18 protein-coding genes are annotated in these 15176 nt (G+C 71.7%); 4 read left to right on the forward strand and 14 right to left on the reverse strand.

Annotated features, from left to right (window positions below; all coding sequences use genetic code 11):
- The first annotated feature begins 50 nt into the window (after positions 1-50).
- Positions 51-257 (forward strand): hypothetical protein, encoded by a 207-nt coding sequence (locus MJ604_RS20005; protein WP_243060366.1) that lies wholly within the window; start codon positions 51-53, stop codon positions 255-257.
- Positions 258-372: 115 nt separating this feature from the next.
- On the opposite strand, the gene MJ604_RS20010 is transcribed toward MJ604_RS20005, so the two are convergent.
- Both MJ604_RS20010 and MJ604_RS20015 read right to left on the reverse strand, forming a co-directional pair.
- Positions 373-735 (reverse strand): iron-sulfur cluster assembly accessory protein, encoded by a 363-nt coding sequence (locus tag MJ604_RS20010; RefSeq protein WP_243060367.1) that lies wholly within the window; start codon positions 733-735, stop codon positions 373-375.
- Positions 736-796: 61 nt separating this feature from the next.
- Entirely contained in the window at positions 797-1870 is a 1074-nt protein-coding gene (locus MJ604_RS20015; protein WP_243060368.1) for a glycerate kinase, read from the reverse strand.
- A gap of 18 nt (positions 1871-1888) precedes the next feature.
- On the opposite strand from MJ604_RS20015, the gene MJ604_RS20020 reads away from it, so the two are divergent.
- Both MJ604_RS20020 and nadA read left to right on the forward strand, forming a co-directional pair.
- A complete protein-coding gene (locus MJ604_RS20020) occupies positions 1889-2764 on the forward strand; it encodes a GNAT family N-acetyltransferase (RefSeq protein WP_243060369.1) in 876 nt (291 codons plus the stop codon).
- Positions 2765-2793: 29 nt separating this feature from the next.
- Complete coding sequence (gene nadA / locus MJ604_RS20025) at positions 2794-3978, forward strand: quinolinate synthase NadA (protein ID WP_243060370.1); 1185 nt, start codon at positions 2794-2796, stop codon at positions 3976-3978.
- Between the two features lie 12 nt (positions 3979-3990).
- Here nadA and MJ604_RS20030 read toward each other — a convergent pair whose 3' ends face one another.
- The 9 genes from MJ604_RS20030 to MJ604_RS20070 all read right to left on the reverse strand — a co-directional run bounded on the left by MJ604_RS20030 (position 3991) and on the right by MJ604_RS20070 (position 12809).
- Positions 3991-5154, reverse strand: a complete 1164-nt coding sequence (locus tag MJ604_RS20030) for an ATP-binding protein (RefSeq protein WP_243060372.1) — start codon at positions 5152-5154, stop codon at positions 3991-3993.
- Positions 5155-5169: 15 nt separating this feature from the next.
- On the reverse strand, positions 5170-6687 hold the full coding sequence (locus MJ604_RS20035; protein WP_243060374.1) for an efflux RND transporter periplasmic adaptor subunit: 1518 nt from the start codon (positions 6685-6687) through the stop codon (positions 5170-5172).
- Positions 6684-7388 (reverse strand): hypothetical protein, encoded by a 705-nt coding sequence (locus tag MJ604_RS20040; RefSeq protein WP_243060376.1) that lies wholly within the window; start codon positions 7386-7388, stop codon positions 6684-6686. The genes MJ604_RS20035 and MJ604_RS20040 overlap by 4 nt, the downstream gene beginning before the upstream one ends.
- A gap of 26 nt (positions 7389-7414) precedes the next feature.
- Positions 7415-8641, reverse strand: coding sequence for an ABC transporter permease (locus MJ604_RS20045; RefSeq protein WP_243060377.1), 1227 nt, complete (start codon positions 8639-8641; stop codon positions 7415-7417).
- Complete coding sequence (locus MJ604_RS20050; protein WP_243060379.1) at positions 8638-9303, reverse strand: ABC transporter ATP-binding protein; 666 nt, start codon at positions 9301-9303, stop codon at positions 8638-8640. The genes MJ604_RS20045 and MJ604_RS20050 overlap by 4 nt, the downstream gene beginning before the upstream one ends.
- Positions 9300-10448: an efflux RND transporter periplasmic adaptor subunit gene (locus MJ604_RS20055; protein WP_243060382.1), complete on the reverse strand. Its 1149-nt coding sequence runs from the start codon at positions 10446-10448 to the stop codon at positions 9300-9302. Before MJ604_RS20055 ends, MJ604_RS20050 begins: the two co-directional genes overlap by 4 nt.
- A gap of 96 nt (positions 10449-10544) precedes the next feature.
- Positions 10545-11123, reverse strand: a complete 579-nt coding sequence (locus tag MJ604_RS20060; protein WP_243060383.1) for a hypothetical protein — start codon at positions 11121-11123, stop codon at positions 10545-10547.
- Positions 11123-12031 carry a zinc metalloprotease HtpX gene (gene htpX, locus MJ604_RS20065; RefSeq protein WP_243060384.1) on the reverse strand — a complete coding sequence of 303 codons (909 nt, stop codon included), beginning with the start codon at positions 12029-12031 and terminating at the stop codon, positions 11123-11125. Before htpX ends, MJ604_RS20060 begins: the two co-directional genes overlap by 1 nt.
- Before the next feature lie 28 nt (positions 12032-12059).
- Positions 12060-12809 carry a PspA/IM30 family protein gene (locus tag MJ604_RS20070; protein WP_243060385.1) on the reverse strand — a complete coding sequence of 250 codons (750 nt, stop codon included), beginning with the start codon at positions 12807-12809 and terminating at the stop codon, positions 12060-12062.
- A 136-nt stretch (positions 12810-12945) separates the two neighbouring features.
- On the opposite strand from MJ604_RS20070, the gene MJ604_RS20075 reads away from it, so the two are divergent.
- Positions 12946-13482, forward strand: coding sequence for a DUF3043 domain-containing protein (locus tag MJ604_RS20075; RefSeq protein WP_243060387.1), 537 nt, complete (start codon positions 12946-12948; stop codon positions 13480-13482).
- A 3-nt stretch (positions 13483-13485) separates the two neighbouring features.
- Here MJ604_RS20075 and MJ604_RS20080 read toward each other — a convergent pair whose 3' ends face one another.
- Genes MJ604_RS20080 through MJ604_RS20090 form a run of 3 tightly spaced genes read right to left on the reverse strand, consistent with a single transcriptional unit; the run spans position 13486 to position 14890 of the window.
- Entirely contained in the window at positions 13486-14499 is a 1014-nt protein-coding gene (locus MJ604_RS20080) for an aldo/keto reductase family protein (RefSeq protein WP_243060388.1), read from the reverse strand.
- A 14-nt stretch (positions 14500-14513) separates the two neighbouring features.
- Complete coding sequence (locus MJ604_RS20085; RefSeq protein WP_243060392.1) at positions 14514-14705, reverse strand: hypothetical protein; 192 nt, start codon at positions 14703-14705, stop codon at positions 14514-14516.
- Between the two features lie 38 nt (positions 14706-14743).
- Entirely contained in the window at positions 14744-14890 is a 147-nt protein-coding gene (locus tag MJ604_RS20090; RefSeq protein ID WP_243060394.1) for a hypothetical protein, read from the reverse strand.
- Between the last annotated feature and the right edge of the window lie 286 nt (positions 14891-15176).

Below are 15176 nucleotides of genomic sequence, written 5' to 3' on the forward strand. Positions count from 1 at the left end.
ACCGATCGGTACTGCTACGAGTACTAATCGGTAGCGCCTACCGTCGAGACATGAGCTCCCAGCGCCTCGCGTACGACGACCTCTCGACCCCCGCCGAGATGGCCGCCGACGGCCTCGCCGTCCAGGCCTCGCTCACCCGCCCGCTGGCCGTCGCCGCGCGCGACCTCGCGCGTGAGCAGCCCAAGCGCGGCATCGAGGTCTCCGAGGCCGCGGCCCGCCTCGCCGGCGCGATGAACCTCCAGCTCGACGGCGACTGATCTCATCGGTGGTCGAGCAGCTCGACGCGTGAGCCGAGAAGCAGCGTCAGAACGACGAACAGCCCCGGACCTGGTGGTCCGGGGCTGTTGATGTCTGGGTCTCGATACGACTCGATCAGTGGAACGAGTCGCCGCAGGCGCAGGAGCCGGTGGCGTTCGGGTTGTCGATCGTGAAGCCCTGCTTCTCGATCGAGTCCACGAAGTCGATCATCGCGCCGTTGAGGTACGGGACGCTCATCCGGTCGACGACGACGGACACGCCGTCGAAGTCGGTGACGACGTCGCCGTCGAGGCTGCGCTCGTCGAAGAAGAGCTGGTAGCGGAGGCCCGAGCAACCACCCGGCTGCACCGAGATCCGCAGCGCGAGGTCGTCACGACCCTCCTGCGCGAGAAGGCTCTGCACCTTGCTGGCGGCGACCGGGCTCAGGTTGATGGAGTCGGTACGACGGTCGGTGCTGGTCTCGACCTGCTCGGTCATGTGCGGTTCTCCCAAGGTCGGTGGAGGTCTGTAGCTACGTCAATGGTCGCACACGGGCCAACTATTCCCGACTCCACGTGCGCGCGACGCGGGCCGCCAGATCGGCCAGCGCGCCGGCTGGGTCCGCGAAGGCCCGCTCCTCCCCCACCAGGTCGACCAGCGAGTACGCCGACTCGACGCCGAGCGCCCGCATCTCGCGGGAGCCGACGAGCACCTGGCCGGCCAGCGCCACGCAGGGCCGGACCGCCTCGCTCGCGATCTCGGCGACGCCGTACGGCACCTTGCCGGAACGGCTGGAGAAGTCGAAGGCACCCTCACCGGTCAGCACCAGGTCGGCCTTGCGGGCGCGGGCAGCGAGGCCGACGGCATCCGCGACCAGCCCGATCCCCGGCTCGCGGGTGGCGCCGAGCAGCAGCAGCGCGAAGCCGAGCCCGCCCGCCGCGCCGGCACCCTTCTCGAGCGCGACCCGCCGGTCCGTGGCGGCCGCGAAGCCCTCCAGCCAGCCGTCCACCACCGGCAGCCGCTCCTCGCTGATGCCCTTCTGCGGGCCGAAGACCTTGGCCGCGCCGAACAGCCCGGTCAGCGGGTTGTCGACGTCGCTCGCGGCGACCAGCTCGAGGTCGTACGCCGGCAGCTCGACCTTCGTGATCCCCTCGAGGCCGGCCGCGCCGCCGTCCAGCGGGCGGTCCGCGGTCGCGCCGAGCGCGGCCAGCAGGCCGGCGCCGCCGTCGGTGGTGCCGCTGCCGCCGAGCCCGACCACGATCCTCGTCGCGCCGGCGTCAGCGGCCGCGAGCAGCAGCTCGCCGACGCCGTACGTCGTCCCGGTCTCGGGGCGCTCTTTGCCGGAGAGGTGCAGGCCGCATGCCTGCGCGGCCTCGACGTACGCCGTGCTCCCGTCGAGCAGGAACGTCGCGGGCGTGGCCTCGCCGTGCGGGCCACGGACGGTCACCGCCAGCAGCTCCCCGCCCAGCGCGGCGTGCAGCACGTCGACGAAGCCGGGGCCGCCGTCGGCCATCGGCGCCAGGTCCATCTCGTCGCCCGGCGCCTGCCGCAGCCAGCCCGCCGCGATGGCCTCGGCGGCCTCGACCGCCGTCAGCGTGCCGGCGAACTTGTCGGGGGCAACCAGGACTCGCATGACCCCTAGTCTGTCGGAGTGCTGATCCGCCCGATGACCCTGGATGACGTCCCGGACGCGGAGCGGGTGAGCGACGAGAGCTTCTTCGCCGTCGACACGGCCTGGCGCCGGCCCGGGGAGCCCGAGCCCACGCGCCGCGCGCCCCGGCACCGCGAGGTCTGGATCGAGCGCACCCGGCACTTCGTGCGCAACGATCCCGGCGGCTGCTGGGTGGCCGAGGACGAGACCGGCATCGTGGGCATGGCGACGTCGTACCGCCGCGAGGTGCTGTGGTGCCTGGCGACGTACGCCGTCCTGCCGGACCGGCAGGGCCAGGGCATCGGCAAGCCGCTGATGGCGGCCGCGATGGACCACGGCCGAGCCTGCACCCGGTCGATGCTCTCGGCGTCCGGGGACACCAAGGCGGTGCGGATCTACCGGCAGGCCGGGTTCGACCTGCACCCGCAGATGTACCTGAGCGGCACCGTCGACCGGACGACGCTCCCGGTCATCGAGAAGGTCCGGGAGGGCAGCGCGTCCGACATCGACCTGATGGACTCGCTCGACCGCGCCGCGCGCGGCGCCGGGCACGGCGCCGACCACGAGCTGATGCTGGGCTACTCCTGGCCGCTGCTCGTCTCCGACACGTCCACCGGCTCGGGCTACGCCTACCTCAACGAGCGCGGCCAGGTCGCCCTCCTCGCCGCCTCCAACCGGCGGACGGCGACGCGGCTGCTGTGGGCCGCGTTGGCCGAGGGCGCGGAGCAGGTGACGGTTCACCACCTGACCGGAGCCAACCAGTGGGCGCTCGACGTCGGCTTCGCCGCGCGGCTGGAGCTGCGCCAGGAGGGATATCTCGCGCTGCGCGGGATGAAGCCGCCCGCGCCGTACGTTCACAACGGTGCACTGCTCTGATCTGAGCACCCAACAATAGGATGGGCGCCATGACCACCGTGGACCTCCCCCTGCTGCCGCTCGGCCGCGGCGTCGACCTGAACAGCGAGCGGGGCGTGGAGTGCCCGGGCGACCTGCCCGCGGCGTCCGACCCCGACCTGGTGGCGCGCGCGATCGCCGCCAAGGAGGCCCTCGGCGACAGGGTCTTCGTGCTCGGCCACCACTACCAGCGCGACGAGGTCATCCAGTTCGCCGACGTCACCGGCGACTCCTTCAAGCTCGCGCGCGACGCGGCGGCCCGGCCGGAGGCGGAGTACATCGTCTTCTGCGGCGTGCACTTCATGGCCGAGTCGGCCGACATCCTCACCAAGCCCGAGCAGCAGGTGATCCTCCCGGACCTCGCGGCCGGCTGCTCGATGGCCGACATGGCGCGGCTCACCCAGGTCGAGATGGCGTGGGAGGCGATGACCGCTGCGGGTGTCGCGGACGCCGTCGTACCCGTGACGTACATGAACTCCTCCGCCGACATCAAGGCCTTCTGCGGCCGCAACGGCGGCGTCGTCTGCACGTCCAGCAACGCCGAGGTGGCGCTGGAGTGGGCGTTCGAGCAGAAGGCCGACGTCGAGGGGGGCGCCAAGGTCCTGTTCCTCCCCGACCAGCACCTCGGCCGCAACACCGCGGTGCTGAAGATGGGGCTCACCCTCGACGACTGCGTGGTCTGGGACCCGCACCGCCCGAACGGCGGCCTCACGCCCGAGCAGCTGCGCGACGCGAAGATGATCCTCTGGAAGGGCCACTGCTCCGTGCACGGCCGGTTCTCCGAGGACGTCGTCGACGAGCTGCGCGCGACGATCCCGGGCATCCAGATCCTGGTGCACCCCGAGTGCAAGCACGAGGTCGTGCTGAAGGCCGACCTGGTCGGCTCGACCGAGTTCATCATCAAGACCATCGAGGCCGCTCCCGCGGGCTCGAGCTGGGCGATCGGCACCGAGCTCAACCTCGTGAAGCGGCTCGCCGCCGCCCACCCGGACAAGCGGATCACGTTCCTCGACAAGACCGTCTGCTACTGCTCGACGATGAACCGGATCGACCTCCCCCACTTCGTGTGGGCGATGGAGTCGCTGGTCGCGGGCACCGTCGTCAACCGGATCGAGGTCGACCCGGAGACCGAGAAGCACGCCCTGGTCGCCCTCGAGCGGATGCTGGCCCTCCCGGGCAAGACCGCACGCGACTGAGGTCGGCCCGACCTACGCCGGCAGCTCGAACCACGCGCAGGTGCCGCCGCCCGGCGCCTCGGCCAGGCCGATCCGGCCCCCGTGCGCCTCGACGATGCGCCTACAGGTCGTGAGCCCGATGCCGGAGCCGTCGATGGAGTCGTCGACGCGCGCCAGCGGCTGGAAGACCCGCTCGCGCTGGTCCACGGGCACGCCCGGACCGCGGTCGCAGACCTCGATCAACCAACGGTCGCCGAGGTCGTCGGCCGAGATCTCGATGTGCGCCGGCTCGCCCGGGCGGGTGAACTTCGCGGCGTTGGCGATCAGGTTCTGCAGCACCGCGCGCAGCTGGACCGGGTCGCCGGTCACCTTGGGCAGGTCGTCCGCGACGAGCGTCGCCCCGGCGAGCGCGGTCGCGAGGTCGACCCGCACGTCCGCCAGCACCGCGTTGAAGTCGACCGGAAGCCGGCGCAGCTCCCCGCCGACCCGGGCGAACGCCAGCAGGTCACGGATCAGCGACTCCATCCGGTCGGCCCCGCCGATCGCGCGGCGGACCAGGAACGCGAGGTCGGCGTCCGGCTCCGGCGCCTCCTCGAGCTCGTCGTCGATGGTCTTGAGCGCCATGGAGACCGCGGTCAGCGGGTTGCGGAGGTCGTGGCTGACCTGACCGGCGAAGGCGGCGAGCTGCTCGTTGGAGCGCTTGAGCTCGCGGGTCCGCAGCTCCAGCTCGAGCAGGTCCACGACCCGGTCGGCGAGGCCGACCAGCGCGTGCTCCTGCGCGGCGGAGAGCTCGCGCACCTCGTTGTCGAACACGCACAGCGTGCCGATCACGACCCCGTTCGGGGTCGTGAGCTGGTGGGTCGCGTAGAACTTGATGTCGTCGATGTCGCCGTTGACGAACGGGTTGTTCCGGAACCGGTCGTCCTGGCTCGCGTCCGGCAGGACGATCGGCTCACCCGCGTCGAGCACCACCGCGCACATCGAGTCCTCGCAGGGGCTGACCCCGCCGGTGAAGCCGTACGTCGCGACCTGGAACTGCTCGGTGTCGGTGATCAGGTTGATCGTCGACTTCGGGGTCGCGGCCAGACCGGCCGCGATCTCGGCGATGGCCATCAGGTCCGCGCGGGGCGGCTCGGTGAGGACGCCGTACCGGTCGATCTCGGCAGCCCGGGCGGCGTGAGGGCTCGGCGTCGTCACGGTTCGGAGAGTAGCTCAGGCTCCACCCCTCTGGGCGAAGGCGGGCGGGCCGCCGAACCCGCCGCCCTGGAATCCACCGGTGCTGCCCTCGTCGGTGGTCGGCAGCGCCTGGTCGAGATCGGCGAGCACGACCTCGTCTCCCACCTCCAGGCCCTCGGTGATCGCGATGGTCGTGGCGCCGACCACGCCGGTGGTGACCGGCGCCCGCGACGCGGTGCCGTCCTCCCCCACGACCAGCACGCTGCCGTCGGTCACGGCGGACGCGGGGACGGTCACGGCGTCCTCGGCGGCACCGACGACCACCGACACCGTCGCCGTGAGCCCGGTCGCGATGCCGAGGTGCTTCCTCGCCAGCGTCACCGTCACGGGGTACGTTCCGGCGTCGTCCGGGATCGTGCTGATCTGGGTCACGGTGCCTGCGAGCTCGGTGTCGGAGCCGATGGGGGTCGCGACCGCGTCCTGGCCGACCGCGAGCTGCTGCACCTGGGCGCTGGTCGCGTCGACCTGGACCGTGGAGGTCCCCGGGGCGACGAGCACGAACACCGCGGTGCCCGAGGAGACCGAGTCGCCCTCGGCCGCGCCCACGGCCACGACCTCGCCGGCGAACGGCGCGGTCACGCTCGCGGTGCGCAGCGCCTGCTCGGCAGTGATCACCTCGGCCCGCGCCGCTTCGATCGCCGCCTGGTCCTTGGCCAGTGTCGCGGCGCTGACGGTCGGGGTCGGCGGGGTCGACTGCGTCACCTGCTGCTGGACCTGGGGCGGCTGCTGGACCAGGGGCTGCGGCGCCTGGGGCTGCTCCTGCTGCGGCTCGGTCTCCGGCTGGCTCGCCAGCGCCTCGGTGAGCGCCCGGGCGAGAGCGTCGAGCGCGACCTGGAGGGCGTCCTGGTCGGTCGCCACCTGCTCCTGCGCGGTCTGCACGACCACCAGCGCATCCGCGCAGGCCTGGCCCGCGGGCTCCTCGGCGCAGGCCGCCTGCTGCGCTGCCAGTGCCTCCCGAGCAGTGACGAGCGAGGCGCTGACCGTGCTCTGGGCGTCGGTGACCGCCGTTTGCAGCGCGGCCAGCTCCTCCACCGCGGGGTCGGGCGTGATGGTGGGCTTGGCGGCTGGGGTGGCGGTTGGCGTGGTCGTGGTGGTCGTGGCGGACGTGGTCGTGGTCGTCGTGGTCGTCACCGACGCGACCTGGTCGTTCTCGTCGGACTCGAGCTGGGCCCGCGCCGACGCGAGCGTCGCCCGCGCCTGCTGGAGGGTCTTGCGCAGGCCGGTGTCGTCGACGCTGCCGAGGACCGCACCCGCCTTGACGGTGTCGCCGGCCTCCACCCGGATCGACTCGACCGTCCCGGACGTCGCGAACGCCAGGTCCGCGCGCCCGGCAGGCTCCACCGAGCCCGAGACCTCGAGTCTCTGCTCGACGTCGCCGGCCACCGCGGACGCGGTGCGGTACGACGGCGCGTCCGCGTTCGCGGCGTACGTCGTGTAGCCCACGCCGACCACGGCGGCGACCGCGAGGCCACCCGCGATCACGCGGCGCCTCACGACTGCGGTCCCGGCATCCGGCCGCCGCACTCGCCGTCGACGGCCTTCGTGACGCTGATGGAGGTCGCGGTCAGGGCGCCGGTGTCGTCGGTGTCACCCTGGGCGTTCATGCAGACACCGGTCGTCACGGCCTCCGCGGTCGCGTCAGCGGTGGTGGTGTACGTCGTGTCCCCGGTGACGGTCACGGTGACCTCATCGTCGTTCGAGGTGACCGTGAAGCCGTCGGCGCCGACCTCGGTGACCTCGCCGAGCGTGCCGAAGTCGCCACCGCCGGGCGGGCCGTCGCCCTCGGGGCGGCGCTCGCCGTCCGGCATGCCGCCGGGAGCTTCCGACATGATCCGCACGGACGCAGCCGTGTCGTCGTCGGCGTTCGTCACCATCACGAAGGCGCCGACGATGACGTCGTCGAGCGTGGCGTCGACCTCCTGGGTGAAGACGGTCTCCGAGGTCCACGACACCGCGACCTGACCGGACTGGACGTTCTGCACCTGGGCCGTCGTGCCGTCGACGGCGGCGACCAGACCGCTGGCACCGGGGAACCCGCCCCCGCCCTGCGGCGGGGTCTGCCCCTGCTGCTGCGTCTGCGCCGCGGTCCGGTCGCTCGCCTCGGACGTGTCGTCGGACGCGCCACCGCAGCCGGCGAGCGCGGACAGCAGCAGCACCGAGGAGGCGGTGGCGAGGGTCATCCGGGTGAGTCTCATCAGGGTCCTTCTTCCGAGGTGGGAGGTCACTCGCTGCGGAGTGCGTCGATGGGGGTCAGGCGGGCAGCGCGGCTGGCGGGATAGACACCGAAGCCGAGGCCGAGGGCGAGCGAGGTGGCCAGGGCGGCCCCGGTCGCGAGCGCCGAGAGCGTGACGGGCTGGTCGATGACCGCGGGCAGCACCCACGCGCCGACGACGCCGACGAGGACCCCGGCGACGCCGCCGGCGAGCCCGAGCATCGAGGCCTCGACGAGGAACTGCCGCCCGATCACGCGCGGGGTCGCGCCGAGGGCCTTGCGCAGGCCGATCTCGCGGATCCGCTCGGTGACCGAGACGAGCATGATGTTCATGACGCCGACGCCGCCGACGAGCAGCGAGATCGCCGCGACGCCGGTGAGCAGCACGGTGAGCGTCTCGTTGGTGGAGTTCGCCGTCTCGACGAGCGAGTCCTGGGTGGCGATGCTGAAGTCGGCGTCGGTCGCCGTCACGCCGTGTCGCGTGAGCAGCAGGCTCTGCACCTCCTGGTACGCCGCGCTGAGCGTCTCGACCGAGGTGGCCTCGACGTAGATCGTCGACACCGAGCTGTTGGTCGAGCCGGTGAGCGACTTCGCGGTGCTGATCGGCACCACGGCCTGGTCGTCCTCGGACGTGCCGGTCGACGAGGCGCCGCTGGAGTCGAGGACGCCGATCACCGTGAGCTGCCGGCCGCTGATCGAGACCGTCTGCCCGACCGGGTTGCCGACCGCGAACAGCTCAGTGGCGGTGTCCGGCCCGAGCACGACCACGTCGGCGCCCTGCTCGAGCTCGGCCTGGGTGAAGAAGCGACCCGAGTCGAGCTCGCGGGTGCGTACGCCGAGCCAGCTCGGCGTCGTACCGACCACGGACGTCGTCCAGTTCGTGGTGCCGGCGCTGACCGCCGCCGACGTCGAGGTGGTCGCGGCGACCCGCTCGGCGTCGGGGACGACGCGCTCGTCGGCGATCGCCGAGGCGTCGTCGAGGGTCAGCGTGGTCGCGGAGCCGAAGCCGCCGCGCACTCCCCCGGAGTCGGTGCTGCTGCCCGGCGAGACGATGAGCAGGTTGCTGCCCAGCGCGTCGATCTCGTCCTGGACCTCCTGCTGGGCGCCCTGGCCGAAGCCGACGGTGAGGATGACCGAGGCGATGCCGATGACGATGCCGAGCATCGTGAGGATCGAGCGCATCCGGTGCGCTCGCACGGCCTCCAGGCCGGCACGGACGGTCTCGAGCCAGTTCATGCGCTCACCCGGCCGTCGCTGATGGTGAGCCGGCGTCCGGCCCGCGCGGCGACGTCGTGCTCGTGGGTGATCAGCACGATCGTGCGGCCAGCGGTGTGCAGCTCGTCGAGGAGGCCGAGGACGTCGGCGGTCGACCGCGAGTCGAGGTTCCCGGTGGGCTCGTCGGCCAGGATCATCGCCGGCTCGGTGACCAGCGCCCGCGCGACCGCGACCCGCTGTTGCTGCCCACCTGACAGCTCGCCCGGCCGGTTGTCGACCCGGTCGCCGAGGCCGACCCGCTCCAACGCGCGGACGGCGCGTTCGCGGCGCTCCGCTCGCGGTACGCCGGCGTAGATCAGCGGCAGCTCGACGTTGCGCCAGGCCGGGAGGCTGGACAGCAGGTTGAACTGCTGGAACACGAAGCCGATCTGCTTGTTGCGTACCTCAGCCAGCTGCGTCTCGCTCATCGCGGAGACGTCCTCGCCGGCGAGCAGGTAGCTGCCCTCGGTGGGGTTGTCGAGGCAGCCCAGGATGTTCATCAGCGTGGACTTCCCGGAGCCGGACGGCCCGACGACGGCGACGAACTCGCCCTCGTCGATGCCGACGTCGATCCCGCAGAGCGCCTCGAACTCGATGCTGCCGCTGCGGTAGGTCTTGCGGATCCCGTCGAGCTCGATGATCACTGCGGCGGTCCCATCTCGTCGAAGCTCGGGGGCAGCTGGCCGCCGCCGGGGAACATCTGCCGCTGCTCCCCGCCTCCACCGTCGTCGTCGCTGCCGGTCGGCCGGGTGAAGCCGGGCACGACCACCTCGTCGCCCTCCTCGAGCCCCGAGGTGACCTCGGTCGACATCCCGTAGGCCTCGCCGATCTCGATCTCGGTCCTCACCTCGTCGCCGTCGACGACCCTCGTCACGTACGTCGCGCCGTCATCGGTGCTGAGCGCACGGCTCGGGACCGTCAGGACGTCCGGCACCTGCTTGACGACGATCGACGCGGTCGCGGAGACCCCGGCGTACAGGTCCTCCTGCCGGCCCGTGACGTCGATCGTGACCGGGAAGACCGCCGCGCCGCTGTCGTTGGTCTGCGCGACCAGGCCGACCTCGGAGACGGTGCCGTAGATCGTGTCGTCCACGCCGGTGGCGGAGACCTCGGCCTGGAGGCCCTTCTTCAGCTGGTCGACGTCCTCGGCGGCGACGGTCGCGTCGACGACGAAGGAGCCGGTCGAGACGATCGTGATGGCACTGGTCTCCGTCGAGGTCGTGCTGGTGTCCACCGTCGGCGCGGTGGTGCTGGTGCCGACGCTGTCGCCCTTGCCGATGCCGACGCTGGTGACGGTCCCGGCCACGGTGGCGCGCAGGGTCGCGTCGTCGACGGCCTGGCGGGCGTCGGCGAGCGTGGCTCGGGCCGAGACGACGTTGGCCTGGTCCGCGGCGAGCTGGACGTCGCTCGCCCCTGCGTCCTGGTCGTCGTCGAGCTGGCTCTCGGCGGCCTCCAGCGAGCTCTCGGCCGCCTCGCGGGCGGCGACCAGCGCGTCGCTGTCGACGACCGCGAGCACGGCGCCCTTCCTGACCCTGTCGCCCTCCGCGACCGCGACCCGGGTCACCGTGCCCGACACCGCGAAGCTCTCGTCGGCGGTCGTCCGCGCGGCGATGGTGCCGTCTGCGGAGACGGTCTGCTGGATGGTCTGGCTGCTGACGGTCTCCGTGGTGCTCGCGGTGGCGCCGGAGCTGTCGCGGGTCATCAGCCACCCGCCGCCCCCGGCGGCGACCACGAGGACGAGGGGCACGATCAGCCAGGCGCGTCGCCGGCCGCGAAGTCGTTTCAACACACGGCTGACAGTGGCCCTCCGGGCTGTGCGACCCGTGGGGCCGACCTGTGAGCCTCCTGTGTCAGAGGCTGTGTCAGAGGCTGTGTCAGAGCCGGGTCAGAGGCCGGGGGCGCCCCAGACCGCGAGCCAGCGCCCGAGGTCCTGCTCGATCGGCAGCTCGCCGCTCAGCGCGTCGCGCACCTGGATCTCGAGCAGGTTGTCGCGCACCCGGCCGGCGCCGGGCTTCGGTGCGAACGGGTAGAACGTCGCCTGCTTGTAGAGGTACACGAGTCCCACGCGCCGGCCCGAGTCGTCGGCGAACGGCACCAGCGAGCACAGCAGGCCCGGCCCGAAGCCCTGCGCCTCGAGGGCGGTGTTCACCGCGTGCAGGTCCGTGCACAGGCCGCTGATGTCGGCGGGGTCGTGCTGGTTCAGCAGCCAGGTGAACCCGAACTCGTCGCGGGTCACCTGCACCGGCGGTGCGCCCGGGTCGGCGTCGAGGAGCGCGACCACGTCGTCCTGGGTCTGCTGGAAGGCAGCGCCCGCGGCGGCGCGGTAGCAGACCGACCCGTCGCCGGTCGGGCACAGCCCGAGCGAGGTCTCCAGCGTGATCGCGGCGGTCGGGACCGCGAACAGCGCGTCGAGGTTCGCCGGCTTCGGCCGGCTCCGCCCGGTGATGACGTCCCAGAGCCCCATCAGGTGGGTCGGCCCAGCTCGGCCTGGATCCGTGCGAGCTGCTCGAGGCGCTGCTCCAGGGTCGGGTGCGTCGAGGTCAGCGTGCGCAGCGAGACGCCGCGGACGGCGGGCGCGATGAAGAACGCGTTCATCGCCTGGCTGGCGCGCAGGTCGCGGTCCGGGATCTGGTTCATGTCGCCGGTGATCTTCTGCAGCGCCGAGGCGAGCGCGTGCGGCTTCATCGTGAGGTACGCGCCGGCCCGGTCGGCCGACAGCTCGCGGTAGCGCGAGAGGAGCTTGAGCAGCAGGAAGCTGACGACGTACGTCACCAGGCTGATCACCAGCACGACGACCCACGTCGGGGCGCCGTTGTTCTCCCGGCGTCCGCCGCCGAAGATCGCGCCCCACTGGGCGCCGCGGCTGAGCATCGCGGCGATGATGCCGGCCGAGGAGGCGACGGTCATCACGAGCACGTCGCGGTGCGCGACGTGGGACAGCTCGTGGGCGAGCACCCCCTCGAGCTCCTCGGCGTCGAGCCGCCTGAGGATGCCGGTGGTGACCACCACGACCGAGCGGTTCGGGGACCGGCCGGTGGCGAACGCGTTCGGCAGGTCGGTGTCGGCGATGCCGACCCGCGGCTTCGGCATGTCCGCCAGCGCGCAGAGCCGCTCGATCATGTCGTGCAGCTCGGGCGCCTGCTCCCGGCTCACCTCACGGGCGCCCATCGCCTTCATCGCGACGGTGTCGGACTGGTACCACTGGAACCACACCAGGCCGAGACCGATCACGCCGATGAACGGCGCCCAGGTGGGCGGCAGGATCGCGATCAGGACCGCGATCAGCCCGACGAACAGGCCTCCGAGCAGGAACATCACCAGGGTCATGCGGGCGGTGAGTCCCTTGTCGCCGACGAACCGAGAACGTGCCATGTACTGATTCTTGCCGAGGGCTGGTTACTCAGGGCTGCTTGGGCTCCTCGCCGCCCTCGGTGCCCTCGATGGCCTGCGGCGCCTGGGTGGCCTTGAGCGCGGCCAGCTCGGCCTCGACGTCGGCCTGCGAGCTGAGTGCGTCGAGCTCGCGGGCGATGTCGTCGCCGGGCGTGGCGCTGGTGACGTCGTCGAGGGCGCCGGAGGCGAGCAGCTCGTCGATGGCGCCGGCCCTGGCCTGCATCTGCGCGGTCTTGTCCTCGGCGCGCTGGATCGCGGCGCCGACGTCGCCCATCTCGTCACCGATGCCGGACATCGCCTCGTTGATGCGCGTCTGCGCCTCGGCGGCCGTGTAGGTCGCCTTGATGGTCTCCTTGCGGGTGCGGAACGCCTCGACCTTCGCCTGCAGCCGCTGCTGGGCGAGGGTGAGCTTCTCCTCCTCCGCCTGGAGCTGGGCGTGCTGGGTCCTCAGGTCGTTGATCTGGCTGGTGAGGCCGGAGCGGCGGGTGAGCGCCTCGCGGGCGAGGTCCTCGCGCTCCATCGTGATCGCCTTCTGGGCCTGCTCCTGCAGCTTCGCGGACTGCTGCTCGAGCTGGCTGATCTGCAGCTCGACCCGCTTGCGGCTGGTCGCCACGTCGGCGACGCCGCGGCGTACCTTCGACAGCAGCTCGACCTGGCGCTGGTAGCTGTAGTCCAGCGTCTCTCGGGGGTCCTCCGCCTTGTCGAGGGCCTTGTTGGCCTTCGACTTGAAGATCATGGTCGTGCGCTGCCAGATACCCATGCGCCCCAGCCTAGGGTCAAAAGCAAACGGGTGCGATGAGCGCCGGTACTCTGGTAGGGACCCTCGTACCTCTTCGTGTTAGGCCCCCAGGTTGTTCCGTCGCTCCAAGTCTGAACCCGCTCCCGTCGAGACCCCGGTGAAGGTGGGCGGCAAGGGCCGTCCCACGCCCACCCGCCGCGAGGCGGAGGCCGCCGCGAAGGCGCGCGCCAAGACGCCGCGGACGCGCAAGGAGATGCAGGCCGCTCAGCGCGCCGCGCGCTCCCAGTCCAGCCAGACCGTGCGGCAGGCGATGAAGACCGGTGACGAGAAGAACTACCCGGCGCGCGACCGCGGCCCGGAGCGCCGGTTCATCCGCGACTACGTGGACGCCCGGTTCTCGCTGATCGAGCTCGTGATCCCGCTGCTGCTGGTGACGATGATCCTCGGCTACTCCGGCAACGATGGCCTGCGCAACATCGGCAACACCGTGCTGATGGTGACCGTGCTGCTGGTCATCGTCGACATGGTGCTGCTGCGCTTCCGGATCCGCCGCGAGATGGCGCGCCGGTTCCCGGAGTCCTCGACCAAGGGTCAGACGTACTACGCGATCACCCGAGCGATGCAGATGAAGTTCATGCGGCTGCCCAAGGCGCAGGTGAAGATCGGGCAGCGGCTGCCCGACAGCTACAAGTAGGGCCTACCGCTTCATCAGGTCGCGCCGGCGTACCTGCTGGGTCTTGTCGGGGTCGCGCACCACCAGCGGCTCCACGACGTCGTCGATCGCCTTCATCGTCGCCTCGTCGAGGCGTACGCCGGCGGCGCGGGCGTTGTCGGTCACCTGCTCGGGCCGGCTCGCGCCCACGATCGCGGACGAGACGTTGGGGTTCTGCAGCACCCAGGCGACCGCGAGCTGGGCCATGGTCAGGCCGGCCCCGTCGGCGATCGGGCGGAGCTGCTGCACGCGCTCGAGGACGTCCTCGCGCATCCAGCGGTCGATCATCCCGGCGCCGCCCTTGTCGTCGGTCGCGCGCGAGCCCTCCGGCAGCGGCTGGCCCGGGACGTACTTGCCGGTCAGCACGCCCTGCGCGATCGGCGAGAACACGACCTGCCCGATGCCGAGCTCCTCGGACGCCGGCACGACCTCGGTCTCGATGACCCGCCACAGCATGTTGTACTGCGGCTGGTTCGAGACGAACGGGATGCGCAGCTCGCGGGCCAGCCTGTGCCCCTCGCGGAGCTGGTCGGCGCGCCACTCCGAGACGCCGATGTAGAGCGCCTTGCCCTGCCGGACCACGTCGGCGAAGGCCTCCATGGTCTCCTCGAGCGGCGTCTCGTCGTCGTACCGGTGCGCCTGGTACAGGTCCACGTAATCGGTCCCGAGCCGCTGCAGCGAGCCGTCGATCGCCTCCATGATGTGCTTGCGCGACAGCCCGTGGTCGTTGTGCCCGCCCGGTCCGGTCGGCCAGAAGACCTTGGTGAAGATCTCCAGCCCCTCCCGGCGCTCGCCCTTCAGCGCCGTCCCGAGCACGGACTCCGCCCGCGTGTTGGCGTACACGTCGGCCGTGTCGAACGTCGTGATCCCCTCGTCCAGCGCCTGCCGCACGCACGCTACCGCCGCGTCCTCCTCGACCTGGGACCCGTGGGTCAGCCAGTTGCCGTACGCGATCGCCGAGACCTTGAGGCCACTGTTTCCCAGGTTGCGAATCTCCATGCTGTCGAGCCTAGTCAGCCCTGGATGACGCCCCACGCCCCCAGGTCGTCCTGGCAGCCGGCCGGCACGTCCGCTCCCTCTGGCGACCCCTCGATCATCCCGCCGCCGAGAGCGATCGGGTCGCCGTCCTCGTAGGTCTCGTCGTGGTAGACCAACGGCTCACCCGGCCCGCGCTCGACCTGGTCGTTCGGGAACACCGGCAGCATCAGCTTGCCGCTGTGCTCGACGTAGACGCAGTCGTCGGTCAGGACGACCCGGCCCTCGAGCAGCGCTCCGTCGCCCCCATCCCCACCGGCTCGTACGTCGCCACCCCGGAGAGGTCGGGCGACGAGCAGCCGACCAGGGCGAGCGCCGCGAAGCCTGCGGCGAGGGCGTACCGGCGCGCGGCCATGCTCGATGGTCGCACGGCGAAACCACCTTCGGCCTGCGGGTCCGCGGTGGTTGGGGTGGGCGGTTACCGGTGTACGTGGTCACCGTTTCAAGACACGGACACGACGAATGCCCCGCCAACCTCGGTCGGCGGGGTCGTGGTCAGCGGATATGTCGGTCGATGCGGACGTGGTAGCTGCAGCCGGTCGGGCTGGTCCAGGTGAAGGTCCTGGGGCCGGTACGCCGGTAGGTCCAGGCGGTGAAGGTCTTCACCCGGTGGTGGTGGCGACACAGCGGCGCGAGGTTCC

Source organism: Nocardioides sp. SR21 (assembly GCF_022761125.1).
GTDB lineage: Bacteria > Actinomycetota > Actinomycetes > Propionibacteriales > Nocardioidaceae > Nocardioides.

What these genes read in the sequence shown, in the direction of transcription:
- MJ604_RS20005 (WP_243060366.1), top strand. Translation starts at nt 51, where the DNA reads ATGAGCTCCCAGCGCCTCGCGTACGACGACCTCTCGACCCCCGCCGAG.
- MJ604_RS20010 (WP_243060367.1), bottom strand. Translation starts at nt 735, where the DNA reads ATGACCGAGCAGGTCGAGACCAGCACCGACCGTCGTACCGACTCCATC.
- MJ604_RS20015 (WP_243060368.1), bottom strand. Translation starts at nt 1,870, where the DNA reads ATGCGAGTCCTGGTTGCCCCCGACAAGTTCGCCGGCACGCTGACGGCG.
- nadA (WP_243060370.1), top strand. Translation starts at nt 2,794, where the DNA reads ATGACCACCGTGGACCTCCCCCTGCTGCCGCTCGGCCGCGGCGTCGAC.
- MJ604_RS20040 (WP_243060376.1), bottom strand. Translation starts at nt 7,388, where the DNA reads ATGAGACTCACCCGGATGACCCTCGCCACCGCCTCCTCGGTGCTGCTG.
- MJ604_RS20045 (WP_243060377.1), bottom strand. Translation starts at nt 8,641, where the DNA reads ATGAACTGGCTCGAGACCGTCCGTGCCGGCCTGGAGGCCGTGCGAGCG.
- MJ604_RS20060 (WP_243060383.1), bottom strand. Translation starts at nt 11,123, where the DNA reads ATGGGGCTCTGGGACGTCATCACCGGGCGGAGCCGGCCGAAGCCGGCG.
- htpX (WP_243060384.1), bottom strand. Translation starts at nt 12,031, where the DNA reads ATGGCACGTTCTCGGTTCGTCGGCGACAAGGGACTCACCGCCCGCATG.
- MJ604_RS20070 (WP_243060385.1), bottom strand. Translation starts at nt 12,809, where the DNA reads ATGGGTATCTGGCAGCGCACGACCATGATCTTCAAGTCGAAGGCCAAC.
- MJ604_RS20080 (WP_243060388.1), bottom strand. Translation starts at nt 14,499, where the DNA reads ATGGAGATTCGCAACCTGGGAAACAGTGGCCTCAAGGTCTCGGCGATC.
- MJ604_RS20085 (WP_243060392.1), bottom strand. Translation starts at nt 14,705, where the DNA reads ATGCTGCCGGTGTTCCCGAACGACCAGGTCGAGCGCGGGCCGGGTGAG.
- MJ604_RS20090 (WP_243060394.1), bottom strand. Translation starts at nt 14,890, where the DNA reads ATGGCCGCGCGCCGGTACGCCCTCGCCGCAGGCTTCGCGGCGCTCGCC.